General features: G+C 68.2%; 30 protein-coding genes. 15 read left to right on the top strand and 15 right to left on the bottom strand.

Translation table 11 applies throughout. The features are described from left to right. The first annotated feature begins 2 nt into the window (after positions 1-2). From ACS5NL_RS21830 to ACS5NL_RS21815, 4 genes are read left to right on the top strand one after another with little or no spacing between them, the layout of a single operon-like run. On the top strand, positions 3-977 hold the full coding sequence (locus ACS5NL_RS21830; protein ID WP_439356107.1) for a Bug family tripartite tricarboxylate transporter substrate binding protein: 975 nt from the start codon (positions 3-5) through the stop codon (positions 975-977). A 1-nt stretch (position 978) separates the two neighbouring features. Next, the gene (locus ACS5NL_RS21825) at positions 979-2,310 is read left to right on the top strand and encodes a sulfatase family protein (protein ID WP_439356105.1); all 1,332 of its coding nucleotides are present in this window, start codon (positions 979-981) and stop codon (positions 2,308-2,310) included. Between the two features lie 53 nt (positions 2,311-2,363). Further along, positions 2,364-4,043, top strand: coding sequence for a SulP family inorganic anion transporter (locus ACS5NL_RS21820; RefSeq protein WP_439356102.1), 1,680 nt, complete (start codon positions 2,364-2,366; stop codon positions 4,041-4,043). A 55-nt stretch (positions 4,044-4,098) separates the two neighbouring features. After that, complete coding sequence (locus tag ACS5NL_RS21815; protein WP_439356100.1) at positions 4,099-4,911, top strand: DODA-type extradiol aromatic ring-opening family dioxygenase; 813 nt, start codon at positions 4,099-4,101, stop codon at positions 4,909-4,911. Here the strand turns inward: ACS5NL_RS21815 and ACS5NL_RS21810 are convergent. The 15 genes from ACS5NL_RS21810 to nifH all read right to left on the bottom strand — a co-directional run bounded on the left by ACS5NL_RS21810 (position 4,879) and on the right by nifH (position 16,083). Next, the gene (locus ACS5NL_RS21810; RefSeq protein WP_439356098.1) at positions 4,879-5,310 is read right to left on the bottom strand and encodes a nitrogen fixation protein NifQ; all 432 of its coding nucleotides are present in this window, start codon (positions 5,308-5,310) and stop codon (positions 4,879-4,881) included. The genes ACS5NL_RS21815 and ACS5NL_RS21810 overlap by 33 nt on opposite strands. Before the next feature lie 10 nt (positions 5,311-5,320). After that, on the bottom strand, positions 5,321-5,626 hold the full coding sequence (gene fdxB, locus ACS5NL_RS21805; RefSeq protein WP_439356096.1) for a ferredoxin III, nif-specific: 306 nt from the start codon (positions 5,624-5,626) through the stop codon (positions 5,321-5,323). A 15-nt stretch (positions 5,627-5,641) separates the two neighbouring features. Further along, positions 5,642-5,836, bottom strand: coding sequence for a CCE_0567 family metalloprotein (locus ACS5NL_RS21800; RefSeq protein ID WP_439356094.1), 195 nt, complete (start codon positions 5,834-5,836; stop codon positions 5,642-5,644). 12 nt (positions 5,837-5,848) lie between these two features. Next, positions 5,849-6,337, bottom strand: a complete 489-nt coding sequence (locus tag ACS5NL_RS21795) for a NifX-associated nitrogen fixation protein (RefSeq protein WP_439356093.1) — start codon at positions 6,335-6,337, stop codon at positions 5,849-5,851. Beyond that, the gene (nifX, locus tag ACS5NL_RS21790) at positions 6,330-6,743 is read right to left on the bottom strand and encodes a nitrogen fixation protein NifX (RefSeq protein ID WP_439356091.1); all 414 of its coding nucleotides are present in this window, start codon (positions 6,741-6,743) and stop codon (positions 6,330-6,332) included. Before nifX ends, ACS5NL_RS21795 begins: the two co-directional genes overlap by 8 nt. Positions 6,744-6,767: 24 nt before the next feature. Next, on the bottom strand, positions 6,768-8,168 hold the full coding sequence (gene nifN, locus ACS5NL_RS21785) for a nitrogenase iron-molybdenum cofactor biosynthesis protein NifN (RefSeq protein WP_439356089.1): 1,401 nt from the start codon (positions 8,166-8,168) through the stop codon (positions 6,768-6,770). A 21-nt stretch (positions 8,169-8,189) separates the two neighbouring features. After that, on the bottom strand, positions 8,190-9,674 hold the full coding sequence (nifE, locus tag ACS5NL_RS21780; protein ID WP_439356087.1) for a nitrogenase iron-molybdenum cofactor biosynthesis protein NifE: 1,485 nt from the start codon (positions 9,672-9,674) through the stop codon (positions 8,190-8,192). A 142-nt stretch (positions 9,675-9,816) separates the two neighbouring features. After that, a complete protein-coding gene (locus ACS5NL_RS21775) occupies positions 9,817-10,296 on the bottom strand; it encodes a ferritin-like domain-containing protein (RefSeq protein WP_439356085.1) in 480 nt (159 codons plus the stop codon). 12 nt (positions 10,297-10,308) lie between these two features. Beyond that, on the bottom strand, positions 10,309-10,665 hold the full coding sequence (locus ACS5NL_RS21770; RefSeq protein WP_439356083.1) for a hypothetical protein: 357 nt from the start codon (positions 10,663-10,665) through the stop codon (positions 10,309-10,311). 10 nt (positions 10,666-10,675) lie between these two features. Further along, positions 10,676-11,161, bottom strand: a complete 486-nt coding sequence (locus tag ACS5NL_RS21765) for a hypothetical protein (protein WP_439356082.1) — start codon at positions 11,159-11,161, stop codon at positions 10,676-10,678. A 10-nt stretch (positions 11,162-11,171) separates the two neighbouring features. Then, positions 11,172-11,567 carry a hypothetical protein gene (locus ACS5NL_RS21760; RefSeq protein ID WP_439356081.1) on the bottom strand — a complete coding sequence of 132 codons (396 nt, stop codon included), beginning with the start codon at positions 11,565-11,567 and terminating at the stop codon, positions 11,172-11,174. A 5-nt stretch (positions 11,568-11,572) separates the two neighbouring features. Beyond that, on the bottom strand, positions 11,573-11,920 hold the full coding sequence (locus tag ACS5NL_RS21755) for a 2Fe-2S iron-sulfur cluster-binding protein (RefSeq protein WP_439356080.1): 348 nt from the start codon (positions 11,918-11,920) through the stop codon (positions 11,573-11,575). Between the two features lie 150 nt (positions 11,921-12,070). Continuing rightward, positions 12,071-13,630, bottom strand: coding sequence for a nitrogenase molybdenum-iron protein subunit beta (gene nifK / locus ACS5NL_RS21750; protein ID WP_439356079.1), 1,560 nt, complete (start codon positions 13,628-13,630; stop codon positions 12,071-12,073). Between the two features lie 27 nt (positions 13,631-13,657). Continuing rightward, the gene (nifD, locus tag ACS5NL_RS21745; protein WP_439356078.1) at positions 13,658-15,115 is read right to left on the bottom strand and encodes a nitrogenase molybdenum-iron protein alpha chain; all 1,458 of its coding nucleotides are present in this window, start codon (positions 15,113-15,115) and stop codon (positions 13,658-13,660) included. Positions 15,116-15,201: 86 nt separating this feature from the next. Continuing rightward, positions 15,202-16,083, bottom strand: a complete 882-nt coding sequence (gene nifH / locus ACS5NL_RS21740; RefSeq protein WP_411366240.1) for a nitrogenase iron protein — start codon at positions 16,081-16,083, stop codon at positions 15,202-15,204. Positions 16,084-16,503: 420 nt separating this feature from the next. Here nifH and ACS5NL_RS21735 point away from each other — a divergent pair, with 420 nt between their 5' ends. From ACS5NL_RS21735 to ACS5NL_RS21685, 11 genes are all read left to right on the top strand, one after another. Further along, complete coding sequence (locus tag ACS5NL_RS21735; protein WP_439356077.1) at positions 16,504-17,112, top strand: hypothetical protein; 609 nt, start codon at positions 16,504-16,506, stop codon at positions 17,110-17,112. A 33-nt stretch (positions 17,113-17,145) separates the two neighbouring features. Beyond that, positions 17,146-18,060: an NAD(+)--dinitrogen-reductase ADP-D-ribosyltransferase gene (locus ACS5NL_RS21730; protein ID WP_439356076.1), complete on the top strand. Its 915-nt coding sequence runs from the start codon at positions 17,146-17,148 to the stop codon at positions 18,058-18,060. Then, entirely contained in the window at positions 18,053-19,009 is a 957-nt protein-coding gene (gene draG, locus ACS5NL_RS21725; protein ID WP_439356075.1) for an ADP-ribosyl-[dinitrogen reductase] hydrolase, read from the top strand. The genes ACS5NL_RS21730 and draG overlap by 8 nt, the downstream gene beginning before the upstream one ends. Beyond that, positions 19,002-20,627 (top strand): nitroreductase family protein, encoded by a 1,626-nt coding sequence (locus ACS5NL_RS21720; RefSeq protein WP_439356074.1) that lies wholly within the window; start codon positions 19,002-19,004, stop codon positions 20,625-20,627. Before draG ends, ACS5NL_RS21720 begins: the two co-directional genes overlap by 8 nt. Beyond that, a complete protein-coding gene (locus tag ACS5NL_RS21715) occupies positions 20,624-21,460 on the top strand; it encodes an ankyrin repeat domain-containing protein (protein ID WP_439356073.1) in 837 nt (278 codons plus the stop codon). Before ACS5NL_RS21720 ends, ACS5NL_RS21715 begins: the two co-directional genes overlap by 4 nt. Further along, entirely contained in the window at positions 21,457-21,900 is a 444-nt protein-coding gene (locus tag ACS5NL_RS21710; protein ID WP_439356072.1) for a thioredoxin domain-containing protein, read from the top strand. Before ACS5NL_RS21715 ends, ACS5NL_RS21710 begins: the two co-directional genes overlap by 4 nt. Beyond that, positions 21,887-22,135: an FmdB family zinc ribbon protein gene (locus tag ACS5NL_RS21705; protein WP_439356071.1), complete on the top strand. Its 249-nt coding sequence runs from the start codon at positions 21,887-21,889 to the stop codon at positions 22,133-22,135. Before ACS5NL_RS21710 ends, ACS5NL_RS21705 begins: the two co-directional genes overlap by 14 nt. A gap of 2 nt (positions 22,136-22,137) precedes the next feature. After that, a complete protein-coding gene (locus ACS5NL_RS21700; RefSeq protein ID WP_439356070.1) occupies positions 22,138-22,575 on the top strand; it encodes an Ohr family peroxiredoxin in 438 nt (145 codons plus the stop codon). Continuing rightward, positions 22,572-23,228 (top strand): Crp/Fnr family transcriptional regulator, encoded by a 657-nt coding sequence (locus tag ACS5NL_RS21695; RefSeq protein ID WP_439356069.1) that lies wholly within the window; start codon positions 22,572-22,574, stop codon positions 23,226-23,228. The genes ACS5NL_RS21700 and ACS5NL_RS21695 overlap by 4 nt, the downstream gene beginning before the upstream one ends. Before the next feature lie 101 nt (positions 23,229-23,329). Beyond that, entirely contained in the window at positions 23,330-23,617 is a 288-nt protein-coding gene (gene cowN / locus ACS5NL_RS21690) for a N(2)-fixation sustaining protein CowN (protein ID WP_439356067.1), read from the top strand. 62 nt (positions 23,618-23,679) lie between these two features. After that, positions 23,680-24,405 carry a YkgJ family cysteine cluster protein gene (locus ACS5NL_RS21685; RefSeq protein ID WP_439356065.1) on the top strand — a complete coding sequence of 242 codons (726 nt, stop codon included), beginning with the start codon at positions 23,680-23,682 and terminating at the stop codon, positions 24,403-24,405. The last annotated feature ends 366 nt before the right edge of the window (positions 24,406-24,771 follow it).

Below are 24,771 nucleotides of genomic sequence, written 5' to 3'. Positions count from 1 at the left end.
CCATGAACCGCTTCCGTCGCCACGCCGTGGCCGCGCTCGCCTGCACGGCCCTTCCGCCCTTCGCCGCGTCGCACGCCCAGGCCCCCGCCTGGCCCGCCAAGCCCGTCACCTTCGTCAACAACTTCCCGCCCGGCGGGCCGTCGGACCTGCTGGCACGCTCGGTCGCCGCCGTGCTGCAGGAAGGCTTCAAGCAGCCCTTCGTGGTCGAGAACAAGGCCGGCGCCGGCGGCAACCTGGGCGCCGCGCAGGTGGCCAAGGCGGCGCCGGACGGACAGACGGTGCTGTTCGGCATCGACACCGCCTTCACCATCAACCCGCACCTCTATCCGTCGATGCCGTTCAAGCCGGGCGACCTGAAACCGGTGGTGATCATGGCCTCGTCGGGCCTGCTGATCGGCGTGAACCCGGCCACCGGCATCAAGACCTTCGGCGACCTGATGAGCAAGGGCCGGCAGCAGCCGCTGAACTTCAGCTCCGGCGGCAACGGCAGTCCGGGGCATCTGGCGGCGGCCATCCTCTCCAGCAGCACACCGGTCAAGACCCAGCACGTGCCCTACCGCGGCAACACGCCGGCCGTGACCGCCGTGCTCAGCGGCGAGGTGGACGGCGGCATCCTGGCCACGCCGGGCATGCTGCCGCACGTGCAGAGCGGCAAGATCACCGCGCTGGCCGTGACCAGCGCGCGCCGCTCTCAGCTGGCGCCGCAGCTGCCCACCGTGGCCGAGCTGGGGCTGAAGGCGCTCGAATCCGAGGTGCTGTACCTGGTGATGGTGCCGGCCGCCACGCCGGATGCGGTGGTGCAGACCCTGTCCAAGGGCATCGTCGACGCGCTGCAGCGCCCCGACATCAAGGAACGCATGAAAGGCCTGGACCTGTTCTTCGAAGGGCAGACCGGTGCGGCCGCGACCAAGCGGCTGGCCGACCTGAACACGCGCTACGGCCAGATCGTGCGCAGCACCGGCATGAAGGCGGACTGACATGGCCACGCAACGCCCCAACATCATCTACATCGTCAGCGACGACCTGGGCTACGCCGACCTCGGCTGCTACGGCGGCCGGCCCGCCGGCTTCGGCCCCGTGTCGCCGCACATCGACGCGCTCGCCGCGGGCGGCCTGCGCCTGACCGAGGGCTACAGCAACTCGCCGGTCTGTTCGCCCACGCGCTTCGCGATGGCGACCATGCGCTGGCAGTACCGCCTGCGCGGCGCGCTGGAAGAGCCCATCAACAGCCGCAGCAAAGGGAGCGACACCCTGGGCCTGCCGCCCGACATCCCCACCCTGCCCTCGCGGCTGAAAGACGCCGGCTACCGCACTGCGCTGGTCGGCAAGTGGCACCTGGGTTACCCGCCGCACTTCGGCCCGCTGCGCTCGGGCTACGAGGAGTTCTTCGGCATCATGGCCGGCGGCGTGGACTACTTCACCCACTGCTCGTCGAATGGCGACCACGACCTCTACATCAACGACGACACCCACAAGGAGGTCGGCTACCTCACCGACGTGTTCTCGCACAAGGCGGTCGAGCATGTGAGGGCGCGCGCCGCCGAAGCGCGCAGCGGCACACCGTTTTTCCTCAGCCTGCACTACACCGCGCCGCACTGGCCCTGGGAAACGCGCGACGACGCGCACGTGGCGCCCGAGGTGGCGAAGAACCTGTTCCACCTGCACGGCGGCAGCGTCGAGGCCTACCGCCGGATGATCCACCACATGGACGAAGGCATCGGCTGGCTGGTCGCCGCGCTGCGCGAGGAAGGGCTGCTGGACGACACGCTGATCGTCTTCACCAGCGACAACGGCGGCGAGCGTTTTTCCGACAACTGGCCGCTGGTGGGCGGCAAGATGGACCTGACCGAGGGCGGCATCCGCGTGCCCTGGATCGCGCACTGGCCGGCCGTGGTCCCGGCCGGCTCGGTCAGCGGACAACACTGCCTGACCATGGACTGGTCGGCCACCATGCTCGACGTGGGCGGGGGCCAGCCGCACCCGGACTACCCGCTGGACGGCGTGTCGCTGGCGGCGTTGCTGCGCGATCCTTCGCACCGTTTCGAGCGACCGATGCACTGGCGCATGAACCACCGCGGCCAGCGCGCGCTGCGCGAGGGCGACTGGAAGTACCTGAGGGTCGACGGCCACGAGTACCTGTTCAACATCGCCGCCGACGCGCGCGAGCGCGCCAACCACGCGCCGCGGGAACCGCAGCGCCTGGCCGACATGCGCGCGCGCTGGGAGGCCTGGAACGCGACCCTGCCGCCGATCCCCGAGGACGCGACGGTGAGCCTGGGCTACGGCGCCAAGGACATGCCCCAGCGTTGACCCCTGCGTGCCGGAGGGTCAGGACCTCCGGGTGCGATCGCCAATAATGGACCATGCCGAGCCTGCACCGCCTGTTCCCGTTCCTTGCCTGGCCGCGCCCGGACGCGGCGCTGCTGCGCGGCGAGTTTCTCGCCGGGCTGACGGTGGGCCTGATGCTGATTCCGCAGGCGGTGGCCTATGCGGGACTGGCCGGCATGCCGCTGGTGACCGGCATCTACGCCTCGCTGCTGCCGGCCCTGGTCGCCGTGCTGTTCGGCGCCTCGGCACGGCTCTCCGTCGGTCCGACCGCCCTCACGGCCATGCTGGTCAGCGCCTCGCTCTCGGGCATGGCGATGCCGGGCAGCGAGCGCTGGGTCGAACTGGCGGTCTGGCTGGCGCTGCTGACCGGCGCGCTGCAGGTCATGCTCGGGTTCGCGCGCTTCGGCTGGCTGCTGAACCTGGTCAACTCGCCGGTGCTGATGGCCTTCACCCAGGCCGCGGCGCTGCTGATCGTCGGTTCGCAGCTGCCGGCCTTGCTGGGGCTGGCGGGCGACTGGTCGCACGTGCTCGAACAGCGGCAATGGCACTGGCCGTCGATGCTGTTCGGTGTCGGCACGGTGCTGCTGCTGACGCTGGCGCGGCGCTGGAAGCCGGCCTTTCCGACCGTGCTGGTGGCCGTGCTGGCCTCGGCCGGGCTGAGCGTCTGGCTGGGCTTTCGCGCCAGCGGCGGCGAGGTGATCGGCGCGCTGCCGCAGGGCCTGCCCTCGCTGTACTGGCCGGGCTGGCCCGGCTGGTCGACACTCGGTCAGCTGGCGGTGCCGACACTGGTAATCACGCTGGTGAGTTTTCTGGAGACCGCCTCCAGCGCCAAGGTCGACAACGGCCGCAAGGGTCAGCGCTGGGACCAGGACCAGGACCTGATCGGCCAGGGCCTGGCCAAGCTGTCGTCGGCCCTGGTCGGGGCGTTCCCGACCAGCTCCTCGTTCTCGCGTTCGGCCCTCAATCTCTACGCGGGCGCGCAGACCGGCTGGGCCACGATTTTCTCGGTCGGCGTGGTGCTGGCCGCGCTGCTGTTCCTGATTCCGGTGCTGCACCATGTGCCGCGCGCGGTGCTGGCGGCGATCGTGGTGGTCGCGGTGCTGGGCCTGATCAAGCCGCGCGAGTTCCTCAAGCTCTGGCGCCTGAGCCGGGTGGAAGCGGGCATCGCGGCCGCGACGGTGGTGATCACGCTGCTGGCCGCGCCGCAGCTGTACTGGGGTGTGCTGGCCGGCGTGCTGATGTCGCTCTCGCACTTCCTTTACCTGCGCCTGCACCCGCGCATCATCGAGGTCGGCCTGCACGGCGACGGCAGCCTGCGCGACCGGCACCTGTGGTCGCTGCCGCCACTGGCGCCCGACCTGTACGCGCTGCGCATGGACGCGGCGCTGGACTTCGCGACCGCCAATGCGATCGAGCGCAATGTCACCGAATACCTCTCGGCCCACCCCGGCACGCGCCACGTGATGCTGATCGCGCACCCGATCAACTGGATCGACGCCACCGGGGTCGAGGCCTTCGGCCGGCTTGAATCGCTGCTGTCGGTCCGGCAGGTCGCACTGCATCTGGTCGGCACCAAGCTGCCGGTGGAAAATGCCTTGCGCGGCGCCGGCCACCTGCGGCCGCGCCCCGACCTGCACCTCTACCGCACCGAAGCCGACGCCCTCAAGGCCTGCGCCGCCCTGCGCGGCGAGACGCAGGACTGGGTCAGCCCCTGACCGTCTTGAAGCGGCGGGCATTCACCCCATCTGGATCGTTTCAAGGAGCCGCACCATGTCCCGACTACCCACCTATTACGTCTCGCACGGCGGCGGCCCCTGGCCCTGGATGCGGGAGCAGAACGGCTCGCGCTATGCGGTGCTGCAAGCCTCGCTGCAGGCCATGGCCAAAGAAACCGAAGGCCGGGTGCGCGCCATCCTGGTGGTCACCGCGCACTGGGAGACGCCGGCCTTCGCGCTGTCGTCATCGCCGCAGCCGGGCATGATCTACGACTACTACGGCTTCCCCGCCCACACCTACCAGATCCACTACCGCGCGCCGGGCTCGCCCGAACTGGCACAGCGCGCGATGGCGCTGCTGCAGGGTGGCGGGGTCGAGGCCAGCCTGGACCCGGAGCGCGGCTTCGACCACGGCACCTTCTCGGTCCTGCAGGCCACCTACCCAGAGGCGCGCATCCCGGTGGTTCAGCTGTCGATCCGCGCCGACTTCGACCCGGCCGCGCACCTGGCCGCGGGCCGGCTGCTGGCGCCGCTGCGCGACGAAGGCATCCTGATCGTCGGCAGCGGCCTCAGTTACCACAACCTGCGCATGTTCGGCCCGGCCGGCCGCGCACCTTCGCACGCCTTCGATGCCTGGCTGCAGCACGCGCTCACCGTCGCCGGTCCGGACGAACGCGATGCGCTGCTGCTGGAATGGGAAACCGCGCCGTCGGCCCGCGCCGCGCACGCGCGCGAAGACCACCTGATTCCGCTCATGGTGGCCGTCGGCGCGGCGCACGCGGAACAGGGCACCTGCGTCTACCACGAAGACGATTTCTTCGGGTCGCTGGCGGCCTCAAGCTTTCGCTTCGGCCCGCTGAACGGGTGAGGCGGTCTCGGGCCCGAAACACAGCCCGACATCCGGACACTCGGCGCAGCTGGGCGACTTGCAGATCATGATCTCCGCCCGCTCGCAGAGCTGGCGGTAGAAGAACTTCTTCCACTTCATGTGGTCGACATTGCGCGCCGCCAGGGCCGGGAACCAGCGCCCGATGAGCTGCGTCAGCGCATCGCGCGACGGCAGGCCCAGGTCCTGCCAGAGGTGCTGGTCGCCCAGGCTCGCACAGGCGATCTGCCAGGCCACGTGATAGAGCTCGGCCTTGGGGCCGGCCGCCCGGTCGGCGTGGTCGAGCAGCAGCGCCATCAGGTCGTCGATCTCGTCGTTGCGCGCGCGCATGCGCCCTTCGAGCGCGGCCCAGTCCAGGCGGGGGGCGACCGGCTGCAGCATGGCGGGCTCCTCAGGCGTTGGCCGGGGCGTGCGTGTAGCACTTCTTGGGGCAGATGCGCGAGCAGGCGGTGCAGCCGATGCACAGCTCCTGGTGCGCGATCGTCATGACCTTCATTTCGTACTCGTCGTCGTCATCGCCGTCGAGGTCGACGCTGATGCGTTCGCCCTCGTCGTTCAGGCCGACCAGCTCCAGCACACCGCGCGGGCAGACCTTGAAGCAGCGGCCGCAGCCGATGCACTTCTCTTCGTCCAGCGAGGCGACAAAGGTCGGCGTCCAGGTCGCGCCGCTGGGCAGGGTGACGGAAAAAGCGCTCATGGTGGGGCTCCTCGATCAGGCGGCGGCAGAAGCTCTTCGGGCTTCCATCAGCGCGGCGTGGGTGTCGTGGCAGCGCTGCGCGACCGACAGGATGTTTTCCCAGTTGGTGGGCAGCTCTTCGGACAGGTCGTGCAGGTCCATCTTGGCCTGTGTCGCCTGGGCGTTGAGCTTCTTCAGGCGTTGCTTGAGTTCGTCGGCGGTCTCGCTCATGGGGTTCTCCGTTCAGGCGCCGTAGTTCGCGACGTCGGGGTAGGTGCGGATCATGGTCACGGCTTCGGTCAGGAACTTGCCGCCCGCGTCGGCCAGCTTGGCCAGCGAGGGGAAGCCGAAGCGGTGCACGTCGCGCAGCTGCTTGTTGACCACGATCAGGCGGCCGGCGATCAGCACCATGCGGCCGAAGCCTTCGTGGCTCATCTTCATCATGGGCGAGACCATCTGGCCGGTCTCGCGCTCGATCGCCACCGCGATGGCGTTGTAGAAGATCTCCAGGTGCCACAGCGTCTCGGGATCGGGGTCGCCCATGATGGGGATCGCGCGCCGTTCTTCGGCCGTGTGGATGAAGGGCTTGAGCAGCTGCAGGTCGCTCTTGTTCTCCCAGGTCCCGTGGGTGTCCTGGGCGCGCATCTGCTTGATCAGTTGCTGGATGAACGGCGTGGCCAACATGGCCTCGTCGCTGGCGGGAGTCGTTTCCAGGGTGGCGGCTTCAGCCATGGGTCACCTCGTCGTCTTCAAAGTCAAAGGAAGGGGCTGCGTCCTTTTGCAAGGCCTTGCGCAGCCATGGGGGCGGTGTGCCCTTGAGCACCACCAGCAGTTTTTCCAGGATCTCGGCGATCGACTCCGGCTGCGGCACCTTGATCGGGTGGATCTTGGAGGCGACCACGCGCGCAGCGCCCGAACCGCCGATGGCCGCGACGTACAGGATCGCGCAGTCGTGGATGGCGTCGAGCTTGGGCGCGAGCTTGTCCTCGTCGCCGTCTTCCTGCAGCTTGTCGCCGAAGTCGAAGCTCTGCACGAAGCGGTGGCCCTCGGGCGTCATCTCGTAGACCAGGATGTGCTTGGCCCAGCCGAAGTGCGCGTTGACGCTCTCCTTGTCCTGGGTGGCGAAGGCGATCTTCATGGTGGACTCCTGGTGGCGGGTGGTTCAGGCGCTGGCCTCGGCCAGCGGGTTGGGGGGGATGGCGCTGGAGACGCCACCACGGGCGGTGGCGGCTCGGCGGGCTTCCGGCGTGAGCGGCCAGTCGCCCGCGTGGTGGTGCGGGATCTGCTCGATCATCAGGTTGGCGATCTCGAAGATCAGGTTCATGGTCCCGCGGTAGCCGACCTGCACGCGGTGCGCATTGCCCACCCGGTCGAACACCGGAAAGCCCATGCGCAGCAGCGGCTTGCCCAGGCGTTCGGCGGCCTGGCGGCCGTGCGCGTGAGTGACGATCAGGTCGCAGTCTTGCGCGCCGGTTTCCAGGTCTTCGAGGTCACCGAGCAGCACCTTCTCGGCGGGCAGCAGCGCGTGCGCGGCCGACGGCGTGGTGCTGATGCAGCAGCTCAGCTCGGCGCCCATCTCGTGCAGCAGCGCGCCGATCGCCAGCAGCAGGTCGGGCTCGGCGCCGATGGCGACCTTGATGCCGCCGGTGTGGAAGTGGCCGTCGAGCATGGCGTCCAGCAGCTGGCTGCGCTGGCGGCGGTACTTGGCCGGCACCGGGCGGCCGCTGTGCTGCGACAGCCGCATCAGGAAGTGGTCGTTGGCCTCGATGCCGGTCAGGCGCTCGAAGATCTCGCAGGGCGCGCCGCTGATCGCCCGCAGCGCCTCGGCGCCTTCGCGGGTCTGCTCGCCGACGCCGATGGTCCACGACGAGGCGCCGGCCGCACGGATCTCTTCGAGCGAGGTGCCGCCCAGCGTGGTGCCGCGCCAGTCGGGCGGGATGTGGCCGTCCAGCGAACCCGAGATGTCCGGCAGCACGATGGCCTTCAGGCCGAAGGCCTCGATGGTCTCGCGCAGTTCGTCGATGTCGCCGGGCGACAGGTGGCTGCCCGGCAGCAGCGTGACCTGGTCGTGCACCAGCGGCAGCGGCTTCACCAGCGACTTCACGATGCCGGTGATCGCGTGCTTGAAACCGTCCTCAAAGGCGCCGACGTAGTCGGGCGTCGAGACGTAGATGATCTCGGTGTCGGCCAGCTCCGGGTGTTTCTGGCGCGCCAGCGCGAGGAAGCCGTTCACGTCGTCGCCCTTGGTCTCGGTCAGGCCGGTCGAGCAGATCGCGATCAGCCGGGGCGCTGCGCGCTTGCGGATGTTCAGCAGCGCCGCCTCGATGTTCTCGTAGCCACCGAGGATGGTGGTGACCTCGTTCATCGCCGTGGTCTGCAGCGGAATCGCTTCCTTGAAGTGCCGCACCAGCAGCACCAGACCAAACGAGGTGCAGCCCTGCGAGCCGTGCATCACCGGCATGCAGCTGTCCAGCCCGAGGAAGGCCATGCTCGCGCCCAGCGGCTGGCTCATCTTGAGCGGGTTGACGGTGCAGGCTTTTTTCGATTCGACGACGCTGGCCATGGGGTGCTCCGTGCGGTTCGCTCAGACGGGGACTTCTTCGGGCTCCAGCCCCATGGCCTTCGCGGCCACGGCACTGAGGTGCGCCGTCTGGTCCACCAGCGGCAGCGTCTCGCCATCGTCGCCCCAGGGCGCGGCGATGCGCACGCGCTGCCAGACCGGGTTGGACAGCGCGCGGTCGATCTGGTGCACGAGTTCCACCATGCCTTCGTAGCCCGCGTAGGCGTGGTGGCGTTCCTGGTTGATGTCCAGCCAGGGCATGCGCGCCTTGAGCGCCACGAACTGCGAGCGACCGCCGCTGAGCATGAAGTCGGCGCGGGCGTCCTTGAGCATCGCGTACATCTCGCGCGGCGTCATGTCGTCGATCATGTGGGCGTCGGCGCCCTCGCCCATGATCTCCTTGAGCTTTTCCTTGTCCTCTTTCGTGCTCTTCTTGACGCTGGTGCCGACGATTTCCATGCCGCCTTCCTGCAGCGCCGCGACCACCGACCAGGACTTCACGCCACCGGTGATCAGCAGCACGCGCTTGCCGGTCAGGCGCGCCTTGTATTCGGCGATGCGCTTGAAGGCCCGCGCCTCTTCGACCTCGATCAGGCGCTCGGTGCGCTCCATCAGTTCGGCGTCGGCGCCCTGCTGCACCAGCAGCCTGGCGATCTCGCGCAGCGTCTCGCTCATGTCGCTGATGCCGTAGAACGAGCCCTCGAAGTACGGGATGCCGTAGCGCTGCTGCATCTTGGTCGCGATGTTGATCATCGACTTGCTGCAGACCATCATGTTGACCTTGGCGCGGTGGGCGCTGGCGATCTCGTGGTACTTGCCGTCGCCGCTGATGCAGGAAAGCACGCGGATGCCCAGCGCGTCCAGCAGCGGCTTGACCTGCCAGAGCTCGCCGACCAGGTTGTACTCGCCGATGATGTTGATGTCGTACGGCGTGGTGAACTCGGGTTCCACCGTGCCGATCACGTAGTCCAGGATGGCCTCGGCGCCCAGCTTGTTGCCCAGGTTCTTGGGGCCGGCAAAACCCGGCGCGTTGACCGGGATCACCGGCTTGCCGAACTTCTCGGCCGCGCGCTGGCACACGGCTTCGATGTCGTCGCCGGTCAGTGCGGTGACGCAGGTCTGGTAGACGAAGACCGCCGGAGGGTCGTACTTTTCGATGATTTCGCGGATCGACTTGAACAGGCGCTTCTCTCCGCCGTAGATCACGTCGAGCTCGCTGATGTCGGTGGTGAAGCCGGTACGGTAGATCTTGGAGTGCGAGGAGGCGCTGTGGCGGTTGTCCCAGCTGTTGCCTTCGCAGGCGATCGGGCCGTGCACCAGGTGGGCCACGTCGGCCACCGGCTGCAGCGCGATCTTGGCGCCGTCGAAGGCGCAGCCACCGGCCGCCGCGCCGGGCGAGAGCTGCTTGGTGCAGCCCTTCTTGCGTTCCTTCTCGCTCTTGCCCTGGTTGACGTCGCAGCCGGGCTCTTCGAACACTTCAGCGATCTTGGCCTTCAGCGATACCGACATGGCGAGCTCCTGTCAACGTGGGGTACTCGCCCTTTGCAGGTTTGATGCCAGGCCTTCAGACGGGGTTTTCGGCGCTGTCAGGGGACTTCAGTGAAGGGTTTGAAGCAATCGCGACGGATGGTTTGCGACGGGTCGTGGGAGATCAGACATCGGAAGGCAGCGGCTTGCCTTCCCGGTGCAGTTCAATCCAGCGCTTGAGCTCGGCCACATGCCCGGCCTCCTCGTCGGCGAACTCCTTGGCCAGGGCGCGCAGCTCGGGGTCGATGGTGCTCTTCATGACATTGCTGTAGTAGTCCATCCCGGCCTGTTCGGCCTCGAGCGCGACCTCCAGCGCCTGCTCGCGGCCCAGCATCGGGTCGGCCGCCCAGATCGCCGCGGCTTCCGGGCTCTCGATGTCCGGCCAGCTGTAGTCCTCCGGGCGCAGCGGCGGCAGATCGCGGTAGCCGGCGCGTTCGCGTGCGTCGGCCAGGTGCAGCTTCGAATAGTCCGCCAGCTGGCGGAACAGGCGCCCCACTTCGCGGTTGCCCTGGGTGAGCATCGCGTCGGCCAGCTGGCCGAAACGCAGCGCCGCTTCTTGTTCAAGGCGAATGGCGTGAACAAGAAATTCTTCAACGGAGTTCATGGTGTGCTTTCTTCAATAGTCCAGGCCAAACCAGAGCGGTTCGCGTTTGCGCAGATCGGAGATCAGTTCCAGCGTCGCCGGCACCAGCGCGCGCACGCCGTACCAGACAGCTTCGCGGCGCGGCTGTCCGCCCGACTCCAGCAGGTGGTGCAGCTGTCCCCAGCCCTGCCAGTCGATGCGGTGGAGCCGCTGGTGCAGCTCGGGCGCCAGGTGCGCCAGGGTCTGCGACATCACCAGCAGCTGCGACTCGACCACGTGCAGCGTGGCCTCGCTGGCGAACAGCTCGTCCTCGCTCTGCAGCTCCGCCAGCAGCTTCAGGATCGTTTCACCCGCGATCCGCACGATGTCGCACTGCATGCGGTGCAGCATGGGCGTTCCTTCAGAGGTTGTCGGCCAGCACTTCGAGCGACAGCAATTGCTGGTGCAGGGCGTGGCGGGCGCGCCAGCGCGTGGCGTCGCAGAGCCAGGTGTCGGCACCTTCGGTGGCCAGCACCGCTTCGCTGTCGGACCAGTAGACACGGCGCTCGCCCGGCCGCGCCGCCAGCGCCGCCAGCAGTGCCGCGCGTTCGTCCACCGGATCGGGACTGAGCACACCGCGCCCCAGCAGGTGGTCGGCGCGGTAGAGCGTGGTGTTCCAGCCGAACTGGTCACCCAGCGCGCAGACCGACGGGAACGCGGCGCGGGCCTCGGCGTCGACCTGCTCATGCCCCAGCGCGTCCAGCAGGGCGCGCGGCGTCACCTCGTCGAACAGTTCCCAGGCTTCGCAGGCATCGTCGGCCGCGATCTTGCGCGACAGGTCGGCCAGGTGGTAGGCGAACCAGGCGGCCGGTTCACCTTCGGGGGGACATTCGACGACATAGATCATGGCGCCCCGATCACTCCACGCCTTCGGCGACGGCCTTGGCCCACATCGCGCGGCGCAGCCGCTGCGCGATCGCCATCGGGCTGGTGTCGATGGTCCGCTGCTCGGCCGTCATCGCGCCCTGCGCGATCGCGGCTTCTTCGTGGGTCAGCGGCAGCCGGCCCGCCATGTGCGTGGCGCCCGGCACCGCCGCCAGGATCGCCTGGCGGTTCGGGTGCTCGATCAGCGGCACCAGCGTGTCGGCTTCCTTGAGCCCAGCGAGGCACACCCAGCCGTCGATCACCTCGACCAGGCGGCCGTCCTGCGTGGTCTTGACGAGGGTGGCGTACGGACGGCGCCGGGCCGCTCCCAAGGCGTCCGCGCCCCCTTGGGGGGCAGGAAACGAAGCTTCCGGGGGGGCGACATTCATCATGTTCAGAACTCCACCAGGATGTCTTCGCTGCGCACCACGAACTGGCAGGCCAGTCGCCACGGCGGCGGCAGGTCTTTCGTCTCGGCGTCTTCGATCTGCTGCTGCGTGATCTTGCCGGCGAAGCGCAGCACCGTTTTTTCCTTCTCGGTCAGAGCGACACCGATCGGCGTCTTGTCCGACAGCACCGTCACCTTGAGCTGGCAGGAACCGCACTCGCCGTTCTCGCACTCGAAGTCCAGCGGCACATTGTTCGCCTTCGCCACCGCCAGCAAAGTCCGCGTATCGCCCGCCACCGCATAGACCGTCAGGTCCTTCTTCATGCGCGGCGAACTGAAAGTCACATTGGCCATAAGACCCTCACTGAAAGAGATGTCCGGGGCCGCAGCGACCTGGGTGAGCAAGGGGAGCCCAATCCAGGCCGCCGCGGAACCGGCTTTGCCGGGCCGCCAGCGGCGCCCCCTGGGGGGTGACGCGCGCAGCGCGGCGCGGGGGGGACCCAGTTACCGGATGATGTCGTACGAGTAGTCCGTCTTGCCCGGAACAATCGTGTTCGCATCCAGGGCCTCGAAGAACTCGTCCAGCAGGTTCACCAGCACGCGCATGCCGCCCTCGTAGCCCCAGGTGGGGAAACGGTGGTAGTGGTGGCGATCGAAGATCGGGAACACCATGCGCACCAGCGGCGTGCCGGTGTCGCGCTCCAGGTACTTGCCGTAGGTGTTGCCGATCAGAAAGTCCACCGGCTCCGTGAACAGCAGGCTGCGCATGTGCCACAGGTCGCGCTTGGGGTAGACCTTGCAGCCGGCACCGTAGGGCGAGCTGTCGAACAGTTTCTGCACCTTGGCGGCCCAGGTTTCGGTGCCGTTGGTGGCCAGCACATGGGCCGGTTCGGCGCCCAGCTCCAGCAGGAACTGCGCGTAACCGATCATCTGGTCCGGGTCGCCATACAGGGCATAGCGCTTGCCGTGCAGGTGGGCCTGGCTGTCGGCCATGGCGTCGACCAGCAGGCCGCGTTCGAGTTCCAGCTCGGCCGGGATCGGCTTGCCGGTCAGGCGGCTGATGGCCATCAGGAACTGATCGGTGCCGGCCACGCCCACGGGCGCGTTGAGCACGACCACTTCCTGGCCTTTCTCGGCGATGTACTTGCTGGTCTTCTCGCAGCAGTACTCCTGGAACACAATGGTCGCCTTGGCGTGCAGGCCGGCGATCACTTCTTCCTTGGTGGTGCCGCCTTCGTACATGCGGAACTCGCCGTCGGTCGGGGTGCTCCACGAACCCGACGGGTCGCACAGCACGTTCACCTTCACGCCGAACAGGCTGAAGATGCGGCGCATTTCCTTCATGTTGCCGACGACGAAACCGTCGAAGCCGGCGATGAAGTTGATGCTGTCGTCGGGCACACGCTCGAGCTTTTCGGCGGTGCCGGCCTTGCCGTCCCAGAAGTGCTGCAGCACGCCCAGCAGCGCGTTGTCGTAGCCGGTGATGTGGCTGCCGACGAAGGCCGGGGTGTGGGCAAACGGCACATCGAACTCGGCGGGCACCGAGCCTTTTTCCTTGGACGTCTTGATGAAGGCGTTCAGGTCGTCACCGATCACCTCGGCCATGCAGGTCGTGCTGACCGCGATCATGTCGGGCTTGTACAGGTTGTAGGCGTTGGCCAGGCCGTCGACCATGTTGTTCAGGCCACCGAACACCGCCGCGTCTTCCGTCATCGACGAGCTGACGCAGGAGGTCGGCTCCTTGAAGTGGCGGGAGAAATGCGAGCGGTAGTAGGCGACGCAGCCCTGCGAGCCGTGCACGAAGCTCAGGGTCTTGTGGAAACCGTTGGCGACGTAGACGGCGCCCAGCGGCTGGCAGGCCTTGGCCGGGTTCACGGTCAGCGAATCACGGGCAAAGTTCTTCTGCTTGTAGTCCTCGGTCTTGGTCCATTCGATGACCTGGCCGATCTTCTCGTCGCTGTGGTTGTATTCGAACTGTTCCTTCTTGTTCTTGAACAGTTCCTGGTACTCGGGCTCACGGAACAGCAGTTCGTGGTCGAGGATCTTGTCGGCTGATTGGGGCATGACGCTCTCCTTGAAAACGGGGTGGGGTCAGTTCTTCCAGGGGGCCTTGGTCAGGCTCCAGATCGGCGAGCTGATCGCCATGTCCATGTCGCGGGCGAAGATGGCGAAGCCGTCGTAGCCGTGGTAGGGGCCGCTGTAGTCCCAGCTGTGCATCTGGCGGAAGGGCACGCCCATCTTCTGGAACACGTACTTTTCCTTGATGCCGGAGCCGATCAGGTCGGGCTTGATCTTGTCGACGAAGTGCTCGAACTCGTAGCCGGTCACGTCGTCGTAGATCAGCGTGCTGTCCTTGATGTAGTGCGTGGTGCGCTGGTAGTCGTCGTTGTGGCCGAACTCGTAGCCGGTGCCGACCACTTCCATGCCCAGGTCCTCGTAGGCGCCGATCACGTGGCGCGGACGCAGACCGCCCACGTACAGCATCACTTTCTTGCCCTGCAGACGCGGCTTGTACTTGTCGATGACGGCCTGCATCAGCGGCTTGTACTTGGCGATCACTTCTTCGGTCTTGGCCTTGATGGCGTCGTCGAAGTGGCTGGCGATCTCGCGCAGGCTCTTCTCGATCTGGGTCGGGCCGAAGAAGTTGTACTCGCACCATGGGATGCCGTACTTCTCTTCCATGTGCCGGCTGATGTAGTTCATCGAGCGGTAGCAGTGCAGCACATTGAGCTTGGCCTTGGGGGTGTTTTCCAGCTCGGCGATCGTGCCGTCGCCGGACCACTGCGCGATCACGCGCAGGCCCATCTCTTCGAGCAGGATGCGGCTGCTCCAGGCGTCGCCACCGATGTTGTAGTCACCGATGATGGCCACGTCGTACGGGGTGGAGACGAAGTCGGGGCGCTTGTTCGGGTCGGTCTTGTCGAACACCCAGTCACGGATCGCGTCGTTGGCCAGGTGGTGGCCCAGCGACTGGCTCACGCCACGGAAGCCTTCGCAGCGCACGGGCACGATGGTCTTGCCTTCGTATTCCTTGCTCTTCTTCTTCGACACCGCTTCGATGTCGTCGCCGATCAGGCCGATCGGGCATTCGGACTGGATCGAGATGCCCTTGTTCAGCGGGAACAGTTCCTGGATCTCGTCGATGATCTTGTCGAGCTTCTTGTCGCCGCCGAAGACGATGTCCTTCTCCTGGAAATCGGAGGTGAACTGCATCGTCACGAAGGTGTCCACACCGGTCATGCCGATGTAGTAGTTGCGGCGGGCGGCCCAGCTGTACTGGCCGCATCCCACGGGGCCGTGGGAGATGTGGATCATGTCCTTGATGGGGCCCCAGACCACGCCCTTGGAGCCGGCGTAGGCGCAGCCGCGGATCGTCATCACGCCCGGCAGGGACTTGATGTTGGACTTCACGCCGCAGTCGGGCTTGCCTTCTTCGTACGTGTTCAGGTGCTTGGCACGGCGCTTGGCCATCTTTTCGGGATAGGCCTTGAGCACTTCATCGATCAGGGCCTTGTTGGCGGCCTTGCGCTCTTCAACGGTGGCGGTCATGGGGAACTCCAGTGGATGGTGGATGGCTCTGGTGTTCCGCGATCCGGTGCGCCGCCAGGGCGCACCGGATGCGGCTCAGGGGGCGATCAGGCGGCCAGTTCGGCGGCGGTCTTGCCGACTTCGGACTCGTCGATGGTCTTCATGATCCCGTGCTCCATCAGCAGGTCTTCCAGCTGGTCCATCGTGATGGGGGTGGGGATGGTGCCGTTGCCGGCGTTGCCGTGGACCTTCTGGGCCAGGGTGCGGTATTCCTGGGCCTGCTTGGACTCGGGCGCGTACTCCAGCACGGTCATGCGGCGCAGCTCGGCGTGCTGCACGATGTTGTCGCGCGGCACGAAGTGGATCAGGCGCGAGCCCAGCATCTTGGCCAGCGAGTCGGCCAGCTCCAGTTCCTTGTCGGTCTGGCGCTCGTTGCAGACCAGGCCGCCCAGGCGCACACCGCCGCTGTTGGCGTACTTCAGGATGCCCTTGGAGATGTTGTTGGCCGCGTACATGGCCATCATCTCGCCCGACATCACGATGTAGATTTCCTGCGCCTTGTTTTCGCGGATGGGCATGGCGAAACCGCCGCACACCACGTCGCCCAGCACGTCGTAGGACACGTAGTCCACGCCTTCGTACGCGCCGTTTTCTTCCAGGAAGTTGATCGAGGTGATCACGCCGCGGCCGGCGCAGCCGACGCCTGGCTCAGGACCACCGGATTCCACGCAACGGATGTCGCGGTAGCCGATCTTCATGACGTCCTCGAGCTCCAGGTCCTCCACCGAGCCGGCTTCGGCGGCCAGCGAGAGGATGGTGTCCTGGGCCTTGGCGTGCAGGATCAGGCGGGTCGAGTCGGCTTTGGGGTCGCAGCCGACGATGAGGATCTTCTGGCCCATCTCGGCCAGGGCCGCGAGGGTGTTCTGCGAAGTGGTGGATTTGCCGATGCCACCTTTGCCGTAGAAGGCGATTTGACGAAGCTTAGCCATGTCAGTACTCCAGTGATGAAGGGGTTGAAACCAAGGTTGCGATACACCGCGACCAGTTCAGCCTGACGTGCCCATTGCTCTTGTTATCGGATCACGCATCGGCAGGACTTGAGTCCGCGCAGCCTCCCCTTCGCAGCTTCCGTGCCATGCCCATGCCGCTGTGTGCCGACACCATCCAAGTGCTTGTTTTCCCGAGGGAAATCGCCATTTCCGCGGCGCTGGTGAGCGCTGTTTCGGCTTTGTTCCGAACCCGACAAAGCGGGCCGGCGGCGTCGCAAACGGCACGCCTGTCGGGGAGCACACGGCCGCTTGTGTCGGGTTTGCTGCGCCTTCTCGCGCGCGCGAGGGTTGGTCGGGGCTGGTACGTTCATTGCAGACAGCGGCGCTGAGTCTTTCCCTTCCCCAACCACAGGAACCGCCATGACCACGCTGACCGCGCCCGCCGCCATCGAAGACACCGCTTTCGCCCGCCTCGAAAGAGAAGGCCGCATGCTCAACCCGGTGCTCAAGGCGCCGACCCACGTCGAGGGCCGCTTCGGCTTCCGTGGCGAACTGGCGCTGCGCTTTGCCGACAAGATGGCCGACGAGGCGCGCCCGCCCGAACTCAAGTGCGACCAGGTCATGGCCGTGGCCCGCGCGGGCGAGCCGCAGCTGCCGTTCTTCTGCGGCTGGCTGCTGTCCTTCGCCTCGCTCAAGGACGTGGCCGAGGTGCTGGGCGACACGCTCAGTGCGGGCGGCAAGTACTTCCTGTTCTGCGACAACATGGACATCTCCAAGAAGTACCAGGTGCCCTACAAAGGCGCCATGTTCTACGTGCTGCCCATCCTGGAGAACACGGTCTACAACGAGATGCTCGAACTGCTCTACCTGGAGAAGGGCGACCTCAAGAAGAAGGACACCGCCGGCAAGCTCGACGCCGTGGCCGACGCCGCGCTGAAGTACGACGTCACCTTCGACACCATCACCTACGACGAAGGCCTGGCGCTCATGGGCCCGGTGCGCAACGTCAACGAGAACCGGCCGGTCTGAGCCCGTCCGGGCTCTTGCCATCCCCCGGCGCCGATGGACGATGAACCGGTCCAGCCACACCGCTGGTACAGCACCAACCTGGTCGGCGTGCCGTCCCGGGTGCTGGCCGGCACCGCGTTCAATGCGCACCCGGTTCCGCTGTCCATCGCCGGCACGCGCGAGACGCACCCCGGCCTGTTCGGCCTGCTGGCGCGCTGCGCCAGCCTGAACGACGCGGCGGAGGTGTTCGTGCACTACCTGGACATCGCCTTCGGCCTGCGCGCCCCGGCCGCGCACGAGGCCGCCACGCTCGACCCTGCCGAGCGGCGGCGCTGGCGCAGCAGCTGGCGCAAGCTGCTGCAGGGCTGGGGCATGGACAACGGCGGCCCGGCCGGCGCCGTGCTCAAGGGCTGGGTCGAGAGCCGCTTCGGCCTGGTGCCGATCCACCACAAGCAGCCGCTGGAACGTTTTCCCTCGCCGGGCTGGATCACCTACCTCGAAGAGAAGACCTCCAGCCGCCTGCACAACAACAACATCCACCAGCAGCTGGACCTGCTGTACGAGTTCTGCCAGTGGGCGCTGCAGCGCTTCGGCGTGCCGGGGCACGCGCCCGCGAAATACCTGCGCCTGTGGCGCGGCAGCACGCGCTGCGACGAGCAGCTCGTCGCCGGAAGTCTGTTGGCCCCCAGAAGCGCCAAAGGCGCTTCGTCCCCCGAGGGGAGCGGCCGGGCTTGGGGCGGCCCGGCGCCCGGCCACGGCCGCCACTGCACCGTGCGCCTGAACAGCCTGGTCTCGTTCAGCCTCTCGGCCGACGACGCCGGCTGCTTCGGCGACTGGGTGTTCGAGGCGCAGGTGCCCGCCGCCAAGGTGCTGGTGTTCCCCGGCCTGCTGCCGGGCCAGGTGCTGCAGGGCGAACAGGAGGTGCTCGCGCTCGGCGGCGACTACGAGGTGGTGGCGCGTTATGTCTGACCCGCACGCCCCCGTCTTCCACGCCCGCTTCGACAAGGCCCTGGGTGCCTACCTCGGCCTGGCGATCGGCGACGCGCTCGGTGCCACGGTCGAGTTCATGCGTCCGCGCGAGATCCTGCTGCAGCATGGCACGCACCGCGACATCGTCGGCGGCGGCTGGCTCAAGCTGCCACGCGGCCAGGTCACCGACGACACCACCATGAGCCTGGCGCTGGGCGACGCGCTGCTGTCGTGCGGGGCGGACGGCATCGCCCGGCTGCGCGACGGCCAGCCAGATCCGCTGCTGCGCGCGATCGGCGACGCCTACCTCGCCTGGTGGCGCGCCGGCCCGGTCGATTGCGGCAACACCTGCCGCCGTGGCATCCTGCGTTTCATGCACGAAGGCAGCCTGGTCGCCCCCGAAAACGAAGGCGACGCCGGCAACGGCGCCGCCATGCGCAACCTGCCGGCCGTGCTCGCCACGCTGAGCGACCTGCGCGCCTTCGAGCGCCTGTCGCTCGCGCAGGCGCGCATGACCCACCACCACCGGCTCTCCGACGCGGGCACGCTCGGGCTGGGCCGGCTGCTGCGCGGCCTGCTGGCCGGCGACGACCAGGACCGGCTGAAGGAGCGCATCGCCCGCTGGGTGAACGAAGAACCCGTGTTCCGCCACACGCCCTACCGCGGCCGCGCCACCGCCTTCGTCGTCGACACGGTGCAGACCGTGCTGCACCACCTGGGCGAACACGAGGATTTCGAAGACGCCGTGGTCGCCACGGTCAACCAGGGCGACGACGCCGACACCACCGGCGCGCTGGTGGGCATGCTGGCGGGTGCGCGCTGCGGCGCCTCGCGCCTGCCCTGGCGCTGGCTCAGCCGGCTGCAGCCCGCGACCGTGCGCGCCATCACCGACCAGACCAGCGGCTTGCTGGCGCTGGCCGACCAGCTGGCGGAGGTGGCCCATGGCTGAAGCACTGGACGTCGTGCAGGCCTACCACGAGCGCAGCAAACACCGGCTGGAGCGCTACGCCGCCGGCCCGGACACGCTGGACTGGGACGCGCAGCCCGATCCCTTCCGCCGCTACGCGGGTGCGCCACTGACCGCGCTGCCGCTGGACACGCTGGCGCCGGCGGTGGCGTGGTGTGACCTGGGCATGCCGGAACGAGTCGCGGCCCGGCCACTGGACCTGCGCAGCACCGGCCTGCTGTTCGAACTGAGTCTGGCACTGGCGGCCTGGAAGACGCAGGGCCCCGACCGCTGGGCCGTGCGCATCAACCCCTCCAGCGGCAACCTGCACCCGACCGAGGGCTGGCTGGTGTGTCGCGGTGTGTCGGGTTTGTCCGACGGTGTGCACCACTACGCGCCGCACGAACACGCGCTGGAGCAGCGCGCCGCCTTCACCCCGGAAGCCACACCCGCCCGCGCCTTCGTCGCACTGAGCAGCATCGCCTGGCGCGAGGCCTGGAAGTACGGCGAGCGCGCCTTCCGCTATTGCCAGCTCGACGCCGGCCACGCGGCGGGTGCGCTGCGTTACGCCGCCGCCCTGCTCGGCTGGCGGCTGCGGCCGGTGGCCTGCGACAGCGCCGCACTGGCGCAACTGCTTGGCCTGGACCGCGACGCCGACTTCGGCGCGGCCGAGCGCGAGGAACCCGACGCGCTGTTCGAACTGTTGCCCCACGGCAGCGACCACACCGCCGACACCGCCCCCTGGTCGTGGACCGCGCAGGCGACCTGGCAGGGCCAGGCCAACCGGCTGGACCGCCTCCCGATGTACCGCTGGCCGGTGATCGACGCCGTGACCCGCGCCACGCAGCGTCTGCACGCGACCCCGGTCGCGGCCACCACGGCCGGCGTCGCCACGTTCAACGACCACCGCCACACCGCCGACACCGCCACCCTGATCCGCCAGCGCCGCAGCGCCCAGCGCTTCGACCCCCGCGCCCGCGCAACCCTCGACCAGCTCTGGCCACTGCTGCAGGCGCTGCATCCGGGGCGCCTGCCGTTCGACGCCGCGCCCGGTCCGGCGCGGGTGCATGTGCTGCTGTTCGCCCACCGCGTCGACGGCCTCGCGCCCGGCGCCTACCTGCTGCCACGCAGCGACGCAGGGCTCCGTCTGCTGCGCCAGCAGTTGCCCGCGGCGCTGGACATGCGGCCGGTGCCGGACGCACCGGCCGACGCGCCGCTGCTGCACCTGGCCGACAACCCCGCGCTCGCCGGCACGCTGCGCACGCTCAATTGCCACCAGGCCCTGGGCTCGGACGCGGTGATGGCGTTTGCCCTGCTGGCCGAATTCCAGCCGTTGAACGAAGGCGCCGGCTACCGCGACCGGCTGCAGGAAGCCGGCCTGATCGGCCAGGTGCTGTACCTCGAAGCCGAGGCCGCCGGCCTGCGCGGCACCGGCATCGGCTGCTTCTTCGACGACGCCCTGCACCAGCTGCTCGGCCTGCCGGAACCGGCCGCCAGCGCCGCGCTGCAGTCGGTCTACCACTTCACCATCGGCGCCCCGCTGAGCGACGACCGCATCGGCACCGCGGCGCCGTATGCGCATCTGGCCCAGCTGGCCCACCCGCACCGGAGCCCCCCATGAGCGATCCCCGCTGGACCCGACTGACCACCGCCCAGGCCCACGCCTGGCTGAGCGAGCGACCCGATGCCCTGGTGCTCGACGCGCGCGAGGCGGCGCACCACCTGGCCGCGCACCTGGACGGCAGCCTGCGCCTGCACCGCGACAACCACGAAACCCTGCTGACCACCACACCGCGCCGCCGGCCGGTGTTCATCTACTGCCACCACGGCCACGCGAGCCAGACCTGGGCCGGCATGTTCAGCGACTTCGGTTTCGTCGACGTGGCCGATCTGGTCGGCGGCTGGGCCGCGCTCGGCCTGCGCCCCGAACAACGCGGCCCGCTCTCGCTGGCCGACTGGGGGCCATCGCCCTCGGGCGTGGTGCTGCCGCCGGCCCTGGCCGACTGGCTGCAGAGCCAGGGCTTCGACCCTGCTCGCCCCGACACACCGGGCGTGCACGGCAACACGCCGCTGATGCACGCCGCCTGGCGTGGCCAGCGCGACATGCTCGACCAGCTGCTGGCTCTGAAGGTGCCGCTGGACGCCGTCAACGGCGACGGCAACAACGCGCTCTGGCTGGCCTGCGTGCACGGCGAGCCCGAAGCCATCCGCACCCTCGCCGCACACGGCGTGCCGCTCGACCACACCAACTTCACCGGCGCCACCGCGCTGATGTACGCCGCCTCCAGCGGCAAGGCCGGCATGGTCGCCACCCTGCTGTCGCTGGGCGCCAACCCGCGGCTCGTCACCCAGGACGACTTCAGCGCGCTGGACATGGCCGCCAGCCTCGACTGCCTGCAACTGCTGCGCGCCGCCACCCGGGCGCGCACGCCTTCACCGGAGACCACGCCATGACCCACCTCGTCTTCTACGAAAAGCCCGGCTGCGGCGGCAACGCCCGCCAGCGCGCCACGCTGCAGGCCGCCGGCCACACGCTGGAGCGGCGCAACCTGCTGACCGCGCACTGGACGCGCGAGAAGCTGCTGGCCTTCCTGTCGACGCTGCCGGTGGCCGACTGGTTCAACCGCGCGGCACCGCGCATCAAGAGCGGTGAAGTGGTGCCCGAAGCGCTGGACGCCGACGCCGCAATGGCGCTGCTGATGGCCGAGCCGCTGCTGATCCGCCGCCCGCTGATGCAGAACACCGCCGACGGCAGCCACCACGTCGGGTTCGACACCGCCGCCGTGACCGCCTGGATCGGGCTGGAGCCTTCGGCGCAGCGCCCGACCTCGCTCGAAGGCTGCAGCTCCCCCACCCGCTCCTGCCACACCGGAGGCCACCATGCCGCTGTTTGACTACCACTGCAAAGCCTGCCACACCGAGTTCGAGCTGCTGGTGCGATCCAGCACCGTCCCGACCTGCCCGCACTGCGCCAGCACCGAACTGGAGAAATGCGTCTCGCGCATCGCCCCGGCCGGCAAGATCGAAGCCATCCGCATGGCCCACCGCCGCGTGGCCCACGCGCAGGGCCACTTCAACCACTACAGCGCGTCCGACCAGGCCAAGCTGTTGAAAGGCAAGAGGGTGTAGCCATGGACCTCGTCTACTCCACCACCATGCTCACCCAGGGCGGTCGCGGCGGCCAGGTCCAGAGCGACGACGGCAGCTTCAAGCTCAAGCTCGCCGTGCCCAAGCAGATGGGCGGCAGCGGCGAAGGGCCCAACCCCGAGATGCTGTTCGCCGGCGCGTTCGCCGCCTGCTTCGAACACTCGATCCGCCACATCGCCAAGGCCGACAAACTGCCGCTGCGCGGCTGCTACGTCGAGGGCACGCTGTCGATGTACGTCAACTTCGAAGGCGCCTACCGCATGGCGCTGAGCCTCACGGCCACGCTCGCCGGCCCGCTGGACCAGGCCACGGCCGACAACCTGATGGAACGCGCCAAGGGCATCTGCCCCTACGCCGACGCGACCAAGAACAACATGACGCTGAATTTGAAAGCGGTGCTGGACACACCCGTGACCGCATGAGCGTCGCGCCGGCACCGGACGGCCTGCTCCAGTGGCTGGAGAGTCCCGACGGCAGCCGTCTTCTGGCGGCGTTCGACCGCCGCCCGCTGCGCAGGGGACAGCTCGTCAGCGGCCCCGGTCAGGCCGACAACCTGATCTTCATCGTGCGCAGCGGCCGGGTGCGGGTCTACCTGAGCAGCGAGCAGCGCGAGCTCACGCTCGCCTTTCTCCACCCGGGCGACGTCTACACCACGCACACCCCCGCCTGGGTCATGGCCGTCGAATCCGGCGAGCTGCTGGTCATGGGCACGCGCGCGTTCTCCCGCTTCCTCATGGAAGTGCCCAGCGCCATGGGCTCGGTCATGCGGGTGCTGGGCCGGTTGCTCCACCACACCGTCGACCTGGTGGAGACACTGGTGTTCCGCGACGCCAACCAGCGCCTGTCGCATTTCCTCATCGCCGTGGCGCGGCGCCACCAGGGCGCGGACACGGCGGTGTGGGTCGTGCCACTGCAGTTCACCGTGACCGAGATCGCCCTGCTGCTGGGCACCACGCGGCAGACCATTTCGACCGCGCTCAACGAACTGCAGCGCGAAGGCATCGTCAGCCGCCAGGGCCGGCGCGAGCTGCTCATCAACGACATGCCCCGCCTGCAGGCCTGGTGCTCGCGCTGAAAAAAACACGCCCTCCCGTGGCAAACGTCGGCCAGCCGACGGACAGGCGCCGCCGCCCGGCACAGACTGCCGGCATCGCCTGCTTCACGGGAACCCCCAGCATGTCCACCGCACAAACCCAGCACACCGACCGCTACCGCAGCTTCAAGGGCATCGACTTCGACGGCCAGTCCAGCCGCATGCTCGCCCGCATCGCCGAGCACACCGCCGGCCTGGACGACCCGTTCTGGACCTACTTCTTCAACCGCCGCAACGCCACCCAGGGCATGCGCTGCGACGACCTGCTGCTGCTCGCCAGCTTCGTCAACCAGATCCGCGAGCTGTTCGAGGACCGCGACGACGCACTCGGCCTGGACTGGCTGGACCAGCTGGAAAACGAGTGCTTCTGACGGCCCGGGGTGGGCATGGGATTTGCAAAGTGACCACCACCTGAACCCCGGAGTCCGAGACCATGAGCGATGCGGCCGAACACAGCGCCGAAGCCTTCTTCCGCGAACAGCGCGCCGCCTTTGAACACACGCTGGCCACGGCCGGCGCCGAGACCGCGCTGCTGCAGGCCTGGGACAGCTTCGAGGGCAACGTCGCGATCCAGTGCGAGGGCCAGCCGCCGGTGGATTGCGCCAAGGGCTGCGCCAGCTGCTGCACCTTGCGCGTGACCGCGCTCGCGCCCGAGGTGTTCGTGCTGGCCGACTACCTGCGCGCCACCGCGCCCGCCCTGCAGCGCCACGGCATCGACCTCATCGCCGCCGTGCGCGAAGCCGACGCCGCCACCCGCGGTCTGGACGAAACCGCCCGCGTGGCCGCCCGCCGGCGCTGCGCCTTCGTGGTCCAAGGCGTGTGCCTGATCCACCGCGCGCGGCCGCTGTCGTGCCGGGGTCACGCCTCGCACGACCGGCGCGCCTGCGCCGACGCCGCGGCCGGCCGCGTGGACGAAGTGCCGTTCTCCGGCCCGCACCGCCTGGTGCGCATGCTGCTGCAGGCCGCCCTGCAGGCGGCACTGCGCCAGCGCGGCCTGGCCTGGGGCGCCTACGAACTCAACCACGCCCTGGTGCTGGCGCTGGACCGACTGGACGCGCAGGACGCGTGGAAGCAGGGTCAAGACCCGCTGGCCGAGGCGGCGGTGGACTTGGAGCATCGCGAGGCGATGGCGGCGAGTTTTGATGAGGTGCGACACTGAGAATACGCACACTTTCAACCCAACAGAGGGGCCAGGAGAGAAACTCCTTGTGCTTGATCGGGAACACTTCTCCTTCCGCACACCCTTGCGGAATTTCGACCTTGAAACACTCGTGAGAACTGGTCTGCGAGAATCATTTCAAGGAGGAACATCGCATGCACGAAACACTCGTAGCACTTCAAGCCCAACTTAGACAGGTCGTCGCTCAGGTCAATGCCTCAATTCCGGCAGCCCAGCCTTTCGTGAACCGCCCCGGGTTTTGAGGAGGCTCTTTTCCCTGAGAGGATAGAGCCATGAGCAAGAAGTCGAACCAGTTTTCACCAGAAGTGCGCGAGCGTGCCGTTCGCATGGTCCTGGAGCACCGGG

It is taken from the genome of Hydrogenophaga sedimenti, from assembly GCF_051857515.1.
Classification (GTDB): Bacteria; Pseudomonadota; Gammaproteobacteria; order Burkholderiales; family Burkholderiaceae_C; genus Hydrogenophaga.
The sequence above is the reverse complement of the archived record's forward strand: the minus strand, read 5'-3'. Positions and strand labels throughout refer to the sequence as shown.

Bases quoted from the DNA above. Each gene is read 5' to 3' on its own strand.
- nifK (WP_439356079.1), bottom strand. From the start codon at position 13,630: ATGCCCCAATCAGCCGACAAGATCCTCGACCACGAACTGCTGTTCCGT.
- draG (WP_439356075.1), top strand. From the start codon at position 18,053: ATGTCTGACCCGCACGCCCCCGTCTTCCACGCCCGCTTCGACAAGGCC.
- ACS5NL_RS21815 (WP_439356100.1), top strand. From the start codon at position 4,099: ATGTCCCGACTACCCACCTATTACGTCTCGCACGGCGGCGGCCCCTGG.
- nifH (WP_411366240.1), bottom strand. From the start codon at position 16,083: ATGGCTAAGCTTCGTCAAATCGCCTTCTACGGCAAAGGTGGCATCGGC.
- ACS5NL_RS21775 (WP_439356085.1), bottom strand. From the start codon at position 10,296: ATGAACTCCGTTGAAGAATTTCTTGTTCACGCCATTCGCCTTGAACAA.
- ACS5NL_RS21825 (WP_439356105.1), top strand. From the start codon at position 979: ATGGCCACGCAACGCCCCAACATCATCTACATCGTCAGCGACGACCTG.
- ACS5NL_RS21810 (WP_439356098.1), bottom strand. From the start codon at position 5,310: ATGCTGCAGCCGGTCGCCCCCCGCCTGGACTGGGCCGCGCTCGAAGGG.
- ACS5NL_RS21710 (WP_439356072.1), top strand. From the start codon at position 21,457: ATGACCCACCTCGTCTTCTACGAAAAGCCCGGCTGCGGCGGCAACGCC.
- ACS5NL_RS21760 (WP_439356081.1), bottom strand. From the start codon at position 11,567: ATGAATGTCGCCCCCCCGGAAGCTTCGTTTCCTGCCCCCCAAGGGGGC.
- ACS5NL_RS21715 (WP_439356073.1), top strand. From the start codon at position 20,624: ATGAGCGATCCCCGCTGGACCCGACTGACCACCGCCCAGGCCCACGCC.
- ACS5NL_RS21705 (WP_439356071.1), top strand. From the start codon at position 21,887: ATGCCGCTGTTTGACTACCACTGCAAAGCCTGCCACACCGAGTTCGAG.
- ACS5NL_RS21755 (WP_439356080.1), bottom strand. From the start codon at position 11,920: ATGGCCAATGTGACTTTCAGTTCGCCGCGCATGAAGAAGGACCTGACG.
- fdxB (WP_439356096.1), bottom strand. From the start codon at position 5,626: ATGAGCGCTTTTTCCGTCACCCTGCCCAGCGGCGCGACCTGGACGCCG.
- ACS5NL_RS21830 (WP_439356107.1), top strand. From the start codon at position 3: ATGAACCGCTTCCGTCGCCACGCCGTGGCCGCGCTCGCCTGCACGGCC.
- nifE (WP_439356087.1), bottom strand. From the start codon at position 9,674: ATGTCGGTATCGCTGAAGGCCAAGATCGCTGAAGTGTTCGAAGAGCCC.
- ACS5NL_RS21700 (WP_439356070.1), top strand. From the start codon at position 22,138: ATGGACCTCGTCTACTCCACCACCATGCTCACCCAGGGCGGTCGCGGC.
- ACS5NL_RS21720 (WP_439356074.1), top strand. From the start codon at position 19,002: ATGGCTGAAGCACTGGACGTCGTGCAGGCCTACCACGAGCGCAGCAAA.
- ACS5NL_RS21685 (WP_439356065.1), top strand. From the start codon at position 23,680: ATGAGCGATGCGGCCGAACACAGCGCCGAAGCCTTCTTCCGCGAACAG.
- nifX (WP_439356091.1), bottom strand. From the start codon at position 6,743: ATGAAGATCGCCTTCGCCACCCAGGACAAGGAGAGCGTCAACGCGCAC.
- ACS5NL_RS21765 (WP_439356082.1), bottom strand. From the start codon at position 11,161: ATGATCTATGTCGTCGAATGTCCCCCCGAAGGTGAACCGGCCGCCTGG.
- cowN (WP_439356067.1), top strand. From the start codon at position 23,330: ATGTCCACCGCACAAACCCAGCACACCGACCGCTACCGCAGCTTCAAG.
- nifN (WP_439356089.1), bottom strand. From the start codon at position 8,168: ATGGCCAGCGTCGTCGAATCGAAAAAAGCCTGCACCGTCAACCCGCTC.
- ACS5NL_RS21735 (WP_439356077.1), top strand. From the start codon at position 16,504: ATGACCACGCTGACCGCGCCCGCCGCCATCGAAGACACCGCTTTCGCC.
- ACS5NL_RS21820 (WP_439356102.1), top strand. From the start codon at position 2,364: ATGCCGAGCCTGCACCGCCTGTTCCCGTTCCTTGCCTGGCCGCGCCCG.
- ACS5NL_RS21800 (WP_439356094.1), bottom strand. From the start codon at position 5,836: ATGAGCGAGACCGCCGACGAACTCAAGCAACGCCTGAAGAAGCTCAAC.
- nifD (WP_439356078.1), bottom strand. From the start codon at position 15,115: ATGACCGCCACCGTTGAAGAGCGCAAGGCCGCCAACAAGGCCCTGATC.
- ACS5NL_RS21730 (WP_439356076.1), top strand. From the start codon at position 17,146: ATGGACGATGAACCGGTCCAGCCACACCGCTGGTACAGCACCAACCTG.
- ACS5NL_RS21795 (WP_439356093.1), bottom strand. From the start codon at position 6,337: ATGGCTGAAGCCGCCACCCTGGAAACGACTCCCGCCAGCGACGAGGCC.
- ACS5NL_RS21770 (WP_439356083.1), bottom strand. From the start codon at position 10,665: ATGCTGCACCGCATGCAGTGCGACATCGTGCGGATCGCGGGTGAAACG.
- ACS5NL_RS21695 (WP_439356069.1), top strand. From the start codon at position 22,572: ATGAGCGTCGCGCCGGCACCGGACGGCCTGCTCCAGTGGCTGGAGAGT.